The organism is Lacrimispora amygdalina (assembly GCF_003432035.1).
Lineage (GTDB): Bacteria > Bacillota > Clostridia > Lachnospirales > Lachnospiraceae > Lacrimispora > Lacrimispora amygdalina.
Genome location: NZ_QOHO01000012.1, coordinates 122,751 through 136,684 on the forward strand (window position 1 = coordinate 122,751; position 13,934 = coordinate 136,684).

Below are 13,934 nucleotides of genomic sequence, written 5' to 3' on the forward strand. Positions count from 1 at the left end.
TCAGGGATTACATAAAGAATTATAGGATAATAAAGGAGATGTAAAAAATGGCAAAAATATTATTGGTAGATGATGCAGCATTTATGAGAATGATGATTAAGGACACGCTGACAAAGAACGGATATACCGATCTGTATGAAGCAGCTGACGGAGCTCAGGCTGTTCAGATGTTTACAGAGATAAGCCCTGATCTTATCATCATGGATATTACCATGCCCAATATGGATGGACTGGAAGCGTTAAAAGCGATTAAAGCAAAGGATCCCAATGCAGTCGTTGTTATGTGCTCAGCCATGGGACAGGAAAGTATGGTAATTGAAGCTATTAAATCAGGAGCAAAGGATTTTATTGTTAAGCCATTCAAACCGGACAGAATTTTAAAGACAGTTACTGGTATAATCGGTTAAGCTGATTCATTGAGGAGGGTACAAATGTCGTTTTTAAGTTCGATGAATATTAGTGCGTCAGCTATGACTGCTCAGCGTCTCAGACTTGATATTGCATCACAAAATATCGCGAATATCGATACCACCAAAACGGCTTCCGGCGGCCCATACCGAAGAAGAATGGTGGTCCTTGAAGCGCAGAATGAAAACAATTTCCGCAGAACCTTAATGAATGCAGCAGGAAAAAGCCGCCAGCAGAGCGCAGGCGGAGTCAGGGTATCACAGATAGTGGAAGATACCAGTCCTTTGAAATCCGTTTACGACCCGGAGCATCCGGATGCAGATGAGAACGGCTATGTTCAGATGCCTAATGTGGATCTGATAAAGGAAACAGTAGACAGCATGTCTGCAACCAGGTCCTATGAAGCCAATATAACCGCATTTAATGCCATAAAAATGATGGCTTCCAAGGCTTTGGAGATTGGGAAATAAGGTAAAATATGGCATAGAGGGCTAAATGAGTATAAAGGGAGAAAAGTTGTATGGATTCGAATAATTTTAGCGCATTTGAGATTGATGCCATAGGTGAAATTCTAAACATAAGCCTGGGTGCCTCAGCCACTGCAGTATCTACCATGCTCAATGCCAGAGTTGATATCACCACACCAGTAGTAAGGGTTTTGACTAAAAGTGAGTTCGAAATATCAAACCTGGAACCGGCAGTGGGTGTGGAGATTACTTACATTGCGGGTCTTAGCGGAAGCAATATTATGCTCCTGAAAAAGCATGATGTTAAGGTTATCGTAGATATGCTGATGGGAACGGAAACCCCGGAAGAGGATTTTGAATTAAATGAATTAAATATCAGTGCTATCTGTGAAGTAATGAATCAGATGATGGGGGCTTCGGCAACCGCTCTCAGCGAATTTTTAAGCAAGACGGTCAATATTTCAACCCCTACTTCTTTTGAGATTGAAGATGTGGGAGATTTTAAAGAAAAATACTATCATGACGAAGATTTAATGGTTGTTGTTGGCTTTAATTTAAAGATAGCGGATCAGATGGCCAGTGAGTTTATTAACGTGATGCCTCCCGCTCTTGCAAAAGAACTGGTGGCAGGATTCTTTCCTCAGGCAGAGAGCGAACCGGAAGTAGAAACTGCTCCTGTAAAGGCTCCGGAACCTGTTTCTGAACCGGCTTCATCAGGCGGCATTTTGTCCCAGGAAGAAATTGAAAAACTTCTTGCAGGCAGTTCAGCTCCAGAACCACAGCCCCAGCCGCAGACACCTCCAAAGCAGGAGTCTTCAGGTGGTATCTTGTCCCAGGAGGAAATTGAGATGCTGTTAAACGGAAGCAATGCAACGGACGCAGCGCCGGCACCTACACCAACACCAGTCCCAACACCTGCACCTGCTGCACAGCCGGTATTTTCCATGCCGACAATGGCAAACCAGATGCCGGATACAGACAATTCTGCCATGCAGCAGATGATGAATCAGATGCAGATGCAGCAGCAGATGATTAACCAGATGCAGCAGATGATTCTGCAGATGCAGAATTCACAGATGAACATGCCGAAGAAAGAAGCTTCGGAGCCAAAGACCATCAATGTAAAGTCCGTACCTCAGAATACCTTTACAGAAGGGCAGGTAAGCTTCGAGGAGCAGGAAGAAAACCGTGAGCTGATCATGGGAGTGCCTTTAGAGGTATCCGTGGAAATCGGCAGAACCAGAAAGCTGGTCAAAGAAATACTTGAATTTACAAAAGGTTCACTCGTTATTTTAGACAAGCTGGCTGGAGAACAGGTTGATCTGTATGTAAATGGAAGATGTATTGCAAAAGGCGACGTAGTGGTTGTTGATGATAATTTTGGTATTCGTATCACCGAAATAATCAAAAAGAACGTTGAATAGAGAGGAAGGGCCTGTAGATGAACAGTGTGATCAGTCTGTTATCGGTACTGATTATGACCATTCTCATTCTGTACTTAAGCTATTTATTTACGAAAAGTATCGGAAAAGGAATGGGCTTAAAACGCGGGGGAACTTATATGCAGATGCTGGACCGGCTTCCCCTTGGGCAGGATAAGTCTATTGCGGTAGTTCGTGCAGGCAGCCATTATTTTCTTATTGGTATTGCTTCTTCACAGATTACGATTCTTGCAGAACTGACGGAGGAGGATATTCAAAAAGGTCTGGATATCCCAAATCCTCAAGTGAGAGAGGGATACCCTGATTTCATCAGTATTCTGAAAAAATATACGGACAAAAACCGGAAAGACATGTAGGAGGAACAGAATGAATACAGATGCCTTAGTTAATATTAATGGAGGCAGGGTGCCTACCCTGGAACTTTTCCTCATTCTGACCATCATATCGCTGATGCCTTCTATTCTGGTTATGATGACTTCCTTTACCAGAATCATCATTATCCTTTCTTTTACCAGGAATGCTCTTGGAGTACAGCAGACGCCGCCCAATATTGTTCTGGTAGGTATTGCGTTGTTTTTAACACTGTTTATTATGGATCCAGTTATAAAAGATATCAATACGGAGGCTTACCAGCCATACATTAAAGAAGAAATAAACCAGTCGGAGGCACTCAAACGGGCTCAGATACCCATGAAGCGTTTTATGCTGAAGCAGACGGAAACAAGTACGTTAAATCTGTTTGTAGATCTATCCAAAACAGAAAAAACGGAAAAAATTGAAGATTTACCAATGACAGTAATCATTCCATCATTTATGACATCGGAGTTAAAACGTGCATTCACTGCAGGCTTTATGATTTTTCTTCCATTTATGCTGGTGGATATTGTAGTTTCCAGTACGCTGATGTCTATGGGTATGGTAATGCTGCCGCCGGCCATGATATCGCTTCCGTTTAAGCTTCTTTTGTTTGTTACAGTTAATGGCTGGGAGTTATTATTCACAAATCTCGTTAAAAGCTTTCATTAATGACAGGAGGAATCTTTATGACAGAAGTTGCGCTCAGCACCCTGATGTATGAAATGTTCGGAGCAGCCGTTAAACTGGCAGGGCCGGTTCTGGTGGTCAGTATGATCATCGGTATTCTTATTTCCATACTGCAGGCTGCAACCCAGATCCATGAACAGACTATTACCTTTGTGCCCAAGCTGCTTGTTGTAGGACTCATGCTCTTGATTATGGGCAGTAATATGATGAAGACGCTCAGTGATTTTACCGTACATATATTCAATACCATGCTGGGGTAGGGTTTTACAGACGAAAGGAAGAGTTAAATGCCGGATATAGGACAGATGATGCTTTTCTCCCTGATTTTCATGCGGATGTCAGGTTTTATACTTCTGAATCCGATTTTAGGAAGACGGAATATACCCGGTTATGTGAAGGGCGGTACGATTATGGTGTTTACCCTTCTTCTGTATTCGTTTTCTTCTTCTCAGGTTCCGGAGCCGGTTACTTCCATCGAATATGCGGTGCTTCTTATTAAAGAATTTGCGATGGGGTATGCAATTGGATTTGTTATGGAACTGTTTGTCATGATTATCACATATGCGGGAACTATTATAGATTTCCAGATGGGACTATCCATGGCCACCGTATTTGATCCTCAGAGTAACGCACAGGTTGCGGTTACCGGAAGCATTTTTCACGCATATTTCATATTATTGTTTTTTGCAGTAGATGGTCATCTGGCTTTGTTTAAGCTTCTGATCCAGTCGTCGGAAATTGTGCCTTACGGACAGGCTGTGATTGGGACAAAAGTTGCATGGGCCATTCTTGAAATATTTATTCAATGTATTGTTATGGCACTTAAATTTGCTTTTCCGATTATGGCAATTGAGTTTATAACAGAAATAGCAGTAGGAATTTTAATGAAGATTATCCCACAGATCAATGTATTTGTAGTTAATATTCAGGCAAAGGTTTTAGTAGGTTTGTTAATGCTTATATTCTTATTTTCACCTATGTCAGATTATGTAGGTGTTATTATCAGTCAGATGCTTCTGGCAGTCGAGAATATGATCAGGATTTTATAGCGCAAAGGATGTGATGAACGGAAATGGCAGATGATTCCAAAACCGAGAAGGCCACACCGAAAAAACGGCGGGATGAACGTAAAAAGGGTCATGTTGCAGTTAGTAAGGATGTGGTTATGATCGCTACGCTTCTTGGAACTTTCGTGATGCTGAAAGCATTGCTTCCGCTCATGTATCGGACCATGCGGGATTATATGATCAAATATGTCAGTCTGGCTCCGGCAGCAGATACACTGTCGGATTATACAACAGGAGTTTTCTGGGATACAGTAATTGCTATTTCAAAAGCAGCGATTCCAATCATTCTTGTTTCCACCTCTCTGGCAATTCTTGGAACAGGAATACAGACAGGATTTTTATTTACAAAAAGTAATATGGCTCCCAAGTTTGAAAGACTGAATCCCATTAAAGGGATTAAAAATCTGCTGTCTTTGAAAAGTCTGGTGGAGCTTATCAAGAATATGGTTAAAATTACCATACTTTCAGTAATTCTTTATCAGATCATAAAAAGTGATTTAAGAGCAGTGGCCAGAACCATTGATATGAATTTAATGGATTCGGCAGTATACGTTCTGGATGCCATTATGGATATGGTGATAAAGGTATCGATTGTATTTATGGCAATAGCCGGCTTTGATTATTTCTACCAGTGGTGGGATTATGAACGTCAGATTAAGATGTCAAAGCAGGAGATGAAAGAAGAATACAAGCAGACGGAAGGAAATCCGGAAATAAAGGGGCGTATCCGGAACTTACAAAGAGAAAGAGCCCGCAGCAGGATGATGCAGTCAGTTCCTACTGCAGATGTAATTATTCGTAACCCGACCCATTACGCGGTAGCGCTGCGCTATGACATAGAAAAAGATAATGCACCTGTTCTGCTTGCCAAGGGTCAGGATGAACTTGCTTTAAGGATTGTAGCCATAGGCGAGGAAAATGGAATCTATGTGCTGGAAAACAAGCCTCTTGCAAGAGGAATTTTTGCCAGTACCAAAGTGGGGGAACAAATCCCTCCGGAATATTATGGTATGGTCGCTGAGATTCTGGTATACGTATACCGTATGAATAACAAGATCATAGAGTAGAAAATGCGGCATAGATACTTGAAAGAAATGGTGTAAAAAGAATGAAGACTTTACTTAGAAATTCCGTTGTAGTATTTGTCATTACAATTGTGCTTCTTTTGATCATCCCATTGCCTCCATTTTTTATGGATGTAATGATTATAATAAATATTTCCCTTTCCATGATTATCCTGTTGATAACCATGAACATTAAGGAGCCTCTGGAATTTTCCATATTCCCATCGCTTCTGTTAATAACCACACTGCTGCGGCTTGGACTTAACGTATCTTCCACCCGTAATATTTTAACCAGAATGGGATCATCTGGTCTTGTCATTAAAGCCTTTGGTGATTTCGTTTTACAGGGAAATGTTGTAGTAGGTTTTATTATATTCCTCATTATTGTATTAGTAAACTTTCTGGTTATTACAAAAGGTACAGAGCGTGTATCTGAGGTTGCAGCCAGATTTACCCTGGATGCCATGCCTGGTAAGCAGATGGCGATTGATGCAGATTTAAGTTCCGGTCTGATCAATGAGCAGGAAGCAAAGCTGAGACGATATAAAATCCAGAAGGAAGCAGACTTCTACGGTGCCATGGATGGTGCCACCAAATTTGTTAAGGGCGATGCGATTGTTTCTCTGATTATTACCGCTGTCAATTTTATCGGTGGTGCAATCATTGGTATGGTTCAGTCAAATATGCCCTTTAATGAGGTTCTCACTGTATATAGTATTGCTACGGTAGGTGATGGACTGGTATCCCAGCTACCTTCCCTTATGATAGCGGTAGCTACCGGTATGGTTGTTACCAGAGCCGTATCAGACGGCAGTTTGAACGAAGATGTATCAGCCCAGTTTTTGGCCCAGCCAAGGGCCATTATGTTAACCGGGTTCGTAATGGTTGTATTGATGCTTGTACCCGGAATGCCTAAATTTCAGCTTGGTCTTATGGCGATTCTGCTTGTAGGTACCGGCTATCAGCTGGAACGTAAGGTAAAACAGGCGGCCTTTAAAGAAGTGGAGCAGCATCAGAATCCGTTCATGGAAGATTCCAGCCAGCAGACACCTTCCGATGAGGAATCCTATTACAGGGATGTAAATAATGTTTATTCCCTTATCAGTGTAGAACCCATAGAGCTGGAATTTGGTTACAGTCTGATTCCTCTGATTGATGAAGGCAGCGGAGGAAAAATGATTAACCGTATTGTCATTTTCCGCAGACAGTATGCTCAGGACATGGGATTTGTCATTCCATCAGTAAGACTGAGGGACAGTTCCAGTTTAAATACAAACCAGTATGTGATTAAAATCAGAGGCGAAGAGGTTGCAAAGGGTGAAATCCTTGTAGACTACTATCTTGCACTGGAGCCGCCGGTCCTTTCCGGGGAGGTGGATGGAATTGAAACGATAGAGCCTGCTTATGGAATTCCAAGTAAATGGATCCGTCCCGAAAATAAAGAAATGGCGGAAATTTATGGTTATACAGTCATTGATCCCCTGTCAGTCATGCTGACCCATTTGTCGGAGACAATCAAACAGCATGCATATGAGCTGCTTGGAAGGCAGGAAGTGATGCAGCTATTAGATAATGTTAAGAAGCATTCGGCAGAACTTGTTGAAGAACTGTTTCCAGGCCAGCTGTCCTACGGCAACTTTCAGAAAATACTCAACAGTCTGTTAAAGGAAGGCGTGCCGATTAAAGATATGGAGACCATTTTAGAGACCATTGTCGATGCTCTTTCAACAACCAGAGACATTGATCTCATAACTGAGAATATCAGAATTGCTTTAAAGAGAACCATTACCAGAATGTTCTGTGATGGAGGTCAGATGAAAGTTCTGACTCTGGATGCAGATCTGGAGAAAAATATTATCGGCAGCATGGCCAAGGGCGAGCAGGGTGTATACCTGGCGCTCAGCCCAGATGTGATGCAGTCGGTGATCGGCCAGCTGGGAGAACAGATTAAGAAGTTCAATGACCTGGAACAAAAGCCTGTAATTCTTACAAGTCAGGTAGTAAGGCTGTATTTTTACCGCCTGATCGAGCAGTTCTATCCAAATGTTTATGTTCTTTCATTTAATGAAATTGCAAATAATATTCAGATCCAGGCAGTCGGAAATATTACCGTTTGACAGGGTTTAATGTCAGAAAGGCAGTGTTAATCGGAATGGAGCAGGAGTTAAGCCAATATACCAATGAAGATTTACTAATTAAATATAAGCGTACTAAGGATATTAAAATCAAGCACGAGCTGGTAATGCGTTACATGTATATGGTGAAGAGCATTTCTATTCAAATGCGTGATGTCTATTTAAGCTTTGCTCAAATAGAGGATATCGTTAATGAAGGTGTATTGACGATCATGAATGGGATTGAAAAATTTGATCCTGATATGAATGTGAAGTTTGAAACGTATATTTCCAAGCGAATTCGTGGTATGATTATAGATATGGCAAGAAAGCAGGACTGGATACCAAGAAGTGTCAGGAAAAATGCCAAGGAGCTGGATAATACGGTTATGGAATTATGCAACCGTCTGGGGCGTTTTCCATCTTCAAAAGAAACTGCTGATTATTTAAATGTATCCCTGGATAAATATCAGGAAGCATTGGGAAAGACGAATGTTTACAGTGTGATATCCCTTGACATGGTTTTAGAGGGAAGCAATGATAACAAGAAGACAGTCCAGCTGCCATCCATCAGTGAGAATGACCAGCCGGAATCTCACTATCTTCAGGAGGAATTTAAGCAGATTCTGGTATCTGCCATAAATAATCTGAAAGAAAATGAACAAAAGGTTATTTCTTTATATTATATGGACGAATTAAATATGAAAGAGATTGCCAGGATCATGAATGTCAGTGAACCGAGAATTTCACAGATCCACTCGAATGCGATTCAAAAGCTGAGACTGAATCTGACTAATTTTATAAATGGGAAATAGGAAAGGGGAATAGCGGGATGTTTCAAGGATTTTATAATCTGGCTTCCGGAATGCTTTATCAAAACCGGAATTTAAATACCATCAGTAATAATATGGTAAATGTTAGCACTCCTGGTTTTAAATCAGACCGAATGACCAGCACCACATTTAAAGATGAGATGCTTTACAGGAGCGGGAATATCAATAAAAGCAATCCCGTTCAGATTGGTACTGCATCCATGATGCGTACCGTAGCGGGTGTGAAGACCAGTTTTAATCAGGGGAATGTGGAAGAGACCGGTGGAAATTTAGACTTTGCTTTAACAAAGCCTGGATTTTTTACCATTGAGGGTGCTGACGGGAATCGTCTTTATACAAGGAACGGTTCTTTTGATATTGATCAGGATGGGTATCTTTGCCTGTCAAAGTTGGGCAGAGTACTTGGCGAAGATGGAAATCCCATTGAAATGACCTCTAATCACATTACAGTCGATCAGTCGGGGAATATATATGAAGTACCGTTAAAAGGGCTTAAAACCGATGAAGACAACGCTGATGCTGAGGAGGAAGAGCCAACCCTTCTTGGAAAAATCGGAGTGGTAAATTTTGATGATGAAACCCAGCTTGTAAAAGGCGATAACGGAACCTTCACTTCCCAGGCAGAAGCGAAAGCTGTTGACGGAGGACTGATGTGGAAGTCTGTGGAACGCTCAAACATCGACCCCATTGAACAGATGACATCCATGATGACCAGTCAGAGAGCTTCCCAGAGTGCGGCTCAGGTGCTTAAGATGTACGATCAGCTGATGGGAAAAATAGTAACTGATATTGGCAGAGTATAAGGGAGGAACAGCGGATGAATCAATCCTTTTACATAGGCGCGCTGGGCGCCATGGGTCAGCAGACAAAACTGAATGTGGTATCTAACAACATTGCAAATGTCAATACAGTCGGTTATAAACCTGAATACAGTGTGTTTTCCGATCTGGTTTATGCACAGACACGGAACTCCCTTGAGTCAGCTAACGTAAAAACCGGCAGCGGGACTAAAATTGACCAGATAAAAACCAATATGACAGCGATGCCGTATCAGTCCACAGGACAGGAACATGATTATGCGGTGGAAGGCGATGGATTTTTCATGCTGAAAGATCCTGTAACCGGGGAAATTACATATAGCAGAGACGGACGTTTCCAGCTTGCGAAGACGACGGATAAATTTTACCTTGTAAATGTGGATGGCAAAAGAGTTCTTAATATGGACCAGGAAGAAATCTCCTATGATGTAAAACCGGCATCCTACCCTTCCGAAGAAAACGAAGAAGAGGAAGAAGAAACGGAAGAACTGCAGGAAGATGAACATGATCCTCATGCTATTGGAATTTATACCTTTGCAAATACCAATGGTCTAAAACCCATAGGAGATAATGTTTTTGCTGCAACAGCAGCCAATGGCACCCCCATTCTGCTGGAGAACGCAAAAGTGGTATCTGGTTCGCTGGAGCAGTCCGGCACAGATTTTGCATTGGAGATGACAAGAATGATGGAGGCCCAGAGAGCATATTCCTATGCTCTTAAAATGGTACAGACTTCCGATGAAGTTGAGTCGACAATAAATTCTCTGCGGTAAATATAGCAGAGTTCGATGAAAGAGGGCGATCATATGAAAATAACACGTTATGACGAAATGAATGGGCTTGGACTTGATCTGATACGGGAAATAGGCAGTATTGGTACAGGCAATGCGGCTACCGCACTTTCTTCCATGCTGAACAAGACAGTTCGAATGACACTTCCGGATGTTCAGATTCTTGGATATAACGAAGCCATTAAATTTCTGGGAGATCCGGAGGAGATTGTGGCGGCTATCCTGGTAAAGATGACAGGAGAAATCAATGGTTTAATGCTGTTCATTTTAAAAATGGATTTTATTAATGAAGTCTTATCCAGTGTCATGCAGGAGGAGATTGAAGATTATTACCAGCTCAATGTTTTAGAGACTTCCGCATTAGAAGAGATTGGTAATATTATTATTTCGTCTTATGTAAATGCAATGTCAACACTCAGTGAGGTTACAATTAATCTTTCTGTACCTGATATTGCAGTTAATATGCTGGGAGGGATCTTAAGCGTTCCCATGGTGGAATTCGGATATCAGACAGATAAGATGATGATGATAAGCGGACAGTTTATAATAGGAGGAAAAGTCCTTCACAGTGACTTACTGATGATGCCGGATATCATGTCATTGAACTTTTTAATGGAAAAGTTGGGGATTGTAAATGGATAAACAGATAACGGTAGGAATTGCGGACATGAAATTTGCCAGACAGGAGGGGACACTGATCACCTATGCGCTGGGGTCCTGCATTGGCATCTGTTTGTACGATCCGATGATAAAACTGGGGGCACTTGTACATATTATGCTTCCTGAAGTATATGGATCAGGAGACGGAAATATATTTAAGTATGCAGATACGGGACTTGCTGAGACATTCAGAAAGATAGAAATCCTGGGAGCCAGAAAGCAAAGGCTTATCGCAAAGATTGCAGGGGGGGCTAAAATGTTCGAGCTGCAGGGAAACAGTACTCTCGGTAATATTGGTGCCCGCAATATTGTAAGTGTAAAACAGATTCTTCAAAAAGAGGGAATCCGGCTGGCAGCTTTGGATGTCGGAGAAAATTATGCACGTACGATGTCTATGGATGTAAGCACGGGGCAGGTTAAAATCAGAACTTACGGCAGAGCAGAAATTGTTTTGTAAACATTATGAACTTGCAGAAAGCTGCCGATAAATTAACAGGCAGTTGTTTTTGCTGGATTATATTGGGATAAAGGAGAAAAAGTATGGCAGAAACAGAGATTTTATTAGAATCAGGGACGAATGAAATTGAAATAATGGAATTTACCATTTACGGTGAGCTTTATGGAATTAACGTTGCTAAAGTACGTGAGATTATGATGTCAGATAAGGTGAAGCCGATCCCCCATGCCCACCCAGCCGTAGAGGGTATTTTTAAACCAAGGGATCTTCTTCTTACCGTAATCGATCTCCCTTATTACCTGACTGGAAATAAAGGTGAAAAACAAGGCAAGGATCTGTTTATTATCACCAATTTCAACAAGCTGCACATTGCTTTCCGTGTTCATAGCGTAGTGGGTATCAGCCGCATTTCATGGAAGAATATCCAGAAGCCGGATGACACCATAAGCCGTGGAGATGAAGGAGTAGCGACTGGAATCGCTCAGTGTGGAACTGATCTTGTTACGATCCTTGACTTTGAAAAAATCGTTGCTGACATTGCTCCTGAGACCGGAATCCAGCTGGATGATATTAATAAGCTTGGAAAGAGAGCATCTGTTGCCAATCCAATTCTGATTGCAGAAGATTCTATCCTTTTAACGAAAATGATTGAGGCTGCTCTTAAAAAAGCCGGCTATGAAAATCTTACCTTTAAGAACAATGGTCAGGAAGCCTGGAATTATTTAAGCCAGATAAGAGACGATTCAGATTTAGATGAAAAGGTAAGCCTGATTATTACAGATATTGAGATGCCAGAGATGGATGGACACCGTCTTACAAAGCTGGTAAAAGAAGATAAGAAACTAAAACACATTCCTTTGGTAATATTCTCTTCCATGATTAATCAGGAACTGATGATAAAAGGAAAACAGTTGGGAGCAGATGAACAGCTGAGCAAGCCGGAAATCGCCCATCTGGTGGAAGTAATTGATCATTTACTTCAGAGGAGGAAGACGAATGGATAAGTATGTCACCCGGCAGCCTATAAAGGCATTGAAGGAGGACAGGATTATCGGCTATGAAGTATTGTTTCAGAAGGACTATGATTCGCTTTACAGCAGCTCCGATGTAGCTGCTGCTGACACAATTGCAGGATTCCTGATGCAGAATACAGAAAGCATTTTCCATGATAAGCTTACTTTTGTTACATTTACTCCTTCTTTATTGTTTCGGAACACACCGAAGATTTTTGATAAGGAGAAGATGGTGATTCAGATAGAAGATCACGTCATGATTCACCCGTTGTCTCCAACCATCATAAGAAAATACAAGGCAGAGGGGTATGTGTTTGCGATCAATGATTTCCAGTTTTCTCCCAAATATTTCTCCATGCTGGATTATGTTACCTACATAAAGATTGATATCAGAAACAAGCAGGAAGGGAAAGAACGGATCTCTCTTAAAAATCTCATTAATACAATGAAGGGATTTGATAAGAAGTGTATCGTCACAGGGGTCAGCTCCATGGCTGATTATGATCTTGCAATTGAGGTTGGCGCAGATTATGCAGAAGGAAGCTATGTCGCGGAAGCCATGGCCGGAAAAGTAAACCGCATGGAATTCTTAGAGGGTAACTTCTTCCAGCTGGTAGTCGAAGTATCCAAAGATGAACCGGATATTGAAAAGATTGAAGAAATTATAAGCAGAGATGCCGCATTAAGCTATGCCCTTCTAAAGATCGTTAATTCCGCATACTTTGCCCTTCGACGCAGGGTTTCTTCCATACGCCAGGCTCTGGTTACCATGGGAATCAGTCAGTTGAAGCAATGGGTATATTTACTAAGTTTCAATAATGACATTGATAATGAAGAATCTCTGGAAGCGATGATGAAGCTGTCATTCCTCAGAGCAAGTTTTGCAATGACTATTTCAGATCATATTGAGAACCTTCCCATTATACGGTCGGAAGTATATATGATGGGTATGTTTTCTACACTTCAATACATGATCAATGCACCTTTGGAAGAGATACTTGAAGAAGTTCCCGTTGCCCAGGAAATAAAAGATGCACTTATCCGTAAGGAAGGAATCTGCGGTGATTTATACGAATTGATTCTTAGCTATGAAAGCGCAGAATGGAAAAAAGTAAAGCAGCTTTCCGATAAGCTGAATATACCATCCGGACAGCTGGCACAGACTTATATGGATTGTGTAGAAGCTGTTAATGAGATCTGGAACGGTTTGACAAGCAGCAATACAGAGCAGGAAGCTGAAATGCCTGTAAGTAAAAAAACCCGCACTTAATGGTCAATGTCATTAAGTTAAGTTGAAAGAATGAGATCTCCATACCAAACAATGGTATGGGGTCTTTTTTACTGCTTTTTCAGAGAAAATGCTGACATGAGAAAAGAAATGTGCGACCGCTCTCGCTACTGATTGGTTAAAGAGGTAGCGAGAGTGCCGTTGTAATTAAGAAAAAAATGATTGCAAGGAGGAAACACATAAAACCAAAACATGTAAGGAAACTGTTAATGTCTGAAATCAAAAGTGTTGCGGATAACCCACAAACGTATTGCGCGTCGCGTTGGGGAATTGAGACATCTTTTAGGGATTTGAAATATACGATTGGAATGCTAGATTTTCATTCAAAAAAGGTGATGTGTATCCAGCAGGAAATTTATGCGCATCTAATAATGTATACCTTTGCAGAAATGATTACCTCGCACGTAGTCATTGAAAATAAGCAATTGTATCCGTCTAATTGTAGTATCTAAAAATACAGAAAAGAGG

Annotated in this window: 16 protein-coding genes and 1 pseudogene; all 17 read left to right on the forward strand. The window is 41.3% G+C overall.

The window, feature by feature from the left end; translation table 11 throughout:
• Nucleotides 1–47 precede the first annotated feature (47 nt).
• Entirely contained in the window at nucleotides 48–407 is a 360-nt protein-coding gene (locus tag DS742_RS03700) for a response regulator (protein WP_104438793.1), read from the forward strand.
• Nucleotides 408–431: 24 nt separating this feature from the next.
• Nucleotides 432–878 carry a flagellar basal body rod protein FlgC gene (gene flgC / locus DS742_RS03705; protein WP_117415681.1) on the forward strand — a complete coding sequence of 149 codons (447 nt, stop codon included), beginning with the start codon at nucleotides 432–434 and terminating at the stop codon, nucleotides 876–878.
• A gap of 50 nt (nucleotides 879–928) precedes the next feature.
• Nucleotides 929–2,299, forward strand: a complete 1,371-nt coding sequence (fliN, locus tag DS742_RS03710; protein ID WP_117415682.1) for a flagellar motor switch protein FliN — start codon at nucleotides 929–931, stop codon at nucleotides 2,297–2,299.
• A gap of 17 nt (nucleotides 2,300–2,316) precedes the next feature.
• A complete protein-coding gene (locus DS742_RS03715) occupies nucleotides 2,317–2,673 on the forward strand; it encodes a flagellar biosynthetic protein FliO (protein ID WP_117415683.1) in 357 nt (118 codons plus the stop codon).
• Nucleotides 2,674–2,683: 10 nt separating this feature from the next.
• Complete coding sequence (gene fliP / locus DS742_RS03720) at nucleotides 2,684–3,343, forward strand: flagellar type III secretion system pore protein FliP (RefSeq protein ID WP_117415684.1); 660 nt, start codon at nucleotides 2,684–2,686, stop codon at nucleotides 3,341–3,343.
• A gap of 17 nt (nucleotides 3,344–3,360) precedes the next feature.
• The gene (locus tag DS742_RS03725) at nucleotides 3,361–3,621 is read left to right on the forward strand and encodes a flagellar biosynthetic protein FliQ (protein WP_117415685.1); all 261 of its coding nucleotides are present in this window, start codon (nucleotides 3,361–3,363) and stop codon (nucleotides 3,619–3,621) included.
• 27 nt (nucleotides 3,622–3,648) lie between these two features.
• The gene (gene fliR / locus DS742_RS03730; RefSeq protein WP_117415686.1) at nucleotides 3,649–4,410 is read left to right on the forward strand and encodes a flagellar biosynthetic protein FliR; all 762 of its coding nucleotides are present in this window, start codon (nucleotides 3,649–3,651) and stop codon (nucleotides 4,408–4,410) included.
• Nucleotides 4,411–4,433: 23 nt separating this feature from the next.
• The gene (gene flhB / locus DS742_RS03735; protein WP_117415687.1) at nucleotides 4,434–5,495 is read left to right on the forward strand and encodes a flagellar biosynthesis protein FlhB; all 1,062 of its coding nucleotides are present in this window, start codon (nucleotides 4,434–4,436) and stop codon (nucleotides 5,493–5,495) included.
• A 41-nt stretch (nucleotides 5,496–5,536) separates the two neighbouring features.
• Nucleotides 5,537–7,609, forward strand: coding sequence for a flagellar biosynthesis protein FlhA (flhA, locus tag DS742_RS03740; RefSeq protein WP_117415688.1), 2,073 nt, complete (start codon nucleotides 5,537–5,539; stop codon nucleotides 7,607–7,609).
• On the forward strand, nucleotides 7,606–8,421 hold the full coding sequence (locus DS742_RS03745) for a sigma-70 family RNA polymerase sigma factor (protein WP_242996381.1): 816 nt from the start codon (nucleotides 7,606–7,608) through the stop codon (nucleotides 8,419–8,421). Before flhA ends, DS742_RS03745 begins: the two co-directional genes overlap by 4 nt.
• Before the next feature lie 17 nt (nucleotides 8,422–8,438).
• Nucleotides 8,439–9,242: a flagellar hook-basal body protein gene (locus DS742_RS03750; RefSeq protein ID WP_117415689.1), complete on the forward strand. Its 804-nt coding sequence runs from the start codon at nucleotides 8,439–8,441 to the stop codon at nucleotides 9,240–9,242.
• A 14-nt stretch (nucleotides 9,243–9,256) separates the two neighbouring features.
• Nucleotides 9,257–10,030 (forward strand): flagellar hook-basal body protein, encoded by a 774-nt coding sequence (locus tag DS742_RS03755; RefSeq protein WP_117415690.1) that lies wholly within the window; start codon nucleotides 9,257–9,259, stop codon nucleotides 10,028–10,030.
• A 33-nt stretch (nucleotides 10,031–10,063) separates the two neighbouring features.
• Entirely contained in the window at nucleotides 10,064–10,690 is a 627-nt protein-coding gene (locus DS742_RS03760) for a chemotaxis protein CheC (protein ID WP_117415691.1), read from the forward strand.
• Entirely contained in the window at nucleotides 10,683–11,165 is a 483-nt protein-coding gene (locus DS742_RS03765; protein WP_117415692.1) for a chemotaxis protein CheD, read from the forward strand. The genes DS742_RS03760 and DS742_RS03765 overlap by 8 nt, the downstream gene beginning before the upstream one ends.
• Nucleotides 11,166–11,248: 83 nt before the next feature.
• Nucleotides 11,249–12,169, forward strand: a complete 921-nt coding sequence (locus tag DS742_RS03770; RefSeq protein ID WP_117415693.1) for a chemotaxis protein — start codon at nucleotides 11,249–11,251, stop codon at nucleotides 12,167–12,169.
• Nucleotides 12,162–13,448 (forward strand): EAL and HDOD domain-containing protein, encoded by a 1,287-nt coding sequence (locus DS742_RS03775; RefSeq protein ID WP_117415694.1) that lies wholly within the window; start codon nucleotides 12,162–12,164, stop codon nucleotides 13,446–13,448. The genes DS742_RS03770 and DS742_RS03775 overlap by 8 nt, the downstream gene beginning before the upstream one ends.
• A 176-nt stretch (nucleotides 13,449–13,624) precedes the next feature.
• A pseudogene (locus tag DS742_RS29725) lies at nucleotides 13,625–13,888 on the forward strand (transposase); the annotation flags it as partial.
• Nucleotides 13,889–13,934: the final 46 nt, after the last annotated feature.

Coding starts and splice junctions, on each gene's coding strand:
- DS742_RS03700 (WP_104438793.1), top strand. CDS start 48: ATGGCAAAAATATTATTGGTAGATGATGCAGCATTTATGAGAATGATG.
- flgC (WP_117415681.1), top strand. CDS start 432: ATGTCGTTTTTAAGTTCGATGAATATTAGTGCGTCAGCTATGACTGCT.
- fliN (WP_117415682.1), top strand. CDS start 929: ATGGATTCGAATAATTTTAGCGCATTTGAGATTGATGCCATAGGTGAA.
- DS742_RS03715 (WP_117415683.1), top strand. CDS start 2,317: ATGAACAGTGTGATCAGTCTGTTATCGGTACTGATTATGACCATTCTC.
- fliP (WP_117415684.1), top strand. CDS start 2,684: ATGAATACAGATGCCTTAGTTAATATTAATGGAGGCAGGGTGCCTACC.
- DS742_RS03725 (WP_117415685.1), top strand. CDS start 3,361: ATGACAGAAGTTGCGCTCAGCACCCTGATGTATGAAATGTTCGGAGCA.
- fliR (WP_117415686.1), top strand. CDS start 3,649: ATGCCGGATATAGGACAGATGATGCTTTTCTCCCTGATTTTCATGCGG.
- flhB (WP_117415687.1), top strand. CDS start 4,434: ATGGCAGATGATTCCAAAACCGAGAAGGCCACACCGAAAAAACGGCGG.
- flhA (WP_117415688.1), top strand. CDS start 5,537: ATGAAGACTTTACTTAGAAATTCCGTTGTAGTATTTGTCATTACAATT.
- DS742_RS03750 (WP_117415689.1), top strand. CDS start 8,439: ATGTTTCAAGGATTTTATAATCTGGCTTCCGGAATGCTTTATCAAAAC.
- DS742_RS03755 (WP_117415690.1), top strand. CDS start 9,257: ATGAATCAATCCTTTTACATAGGCGCGCTGGGCGCCATGGGTCAGCAG.
- DS742_RS03760 (WP_117415691.1), top strand. CDS start 10,064: ATGAAAATAACACGTTATGACGAAATGAATGGGCTTGGACTTGATCTG.
- DS742_RS03765 (WP_117415692.1), top strand. CDS start 10,683: ATGGATAAACAGATAACGGTAGGAATTGCGGACATGAAATTTGCCAGA.
- DS742_RS03770 (WP_117415693.1), top strand. CDS start 11,249: ATGGCAGAAACAGAGATTTTATTAGAATCAGGGACGAATGAAATTGAA.
- DS742_RS03775 (WP_117415694.1), top strand. CDS start 12,162: ATGGATAAGTATGTCACCCGGCAGCCTATAAAGGCATTGAAGGAGGAC.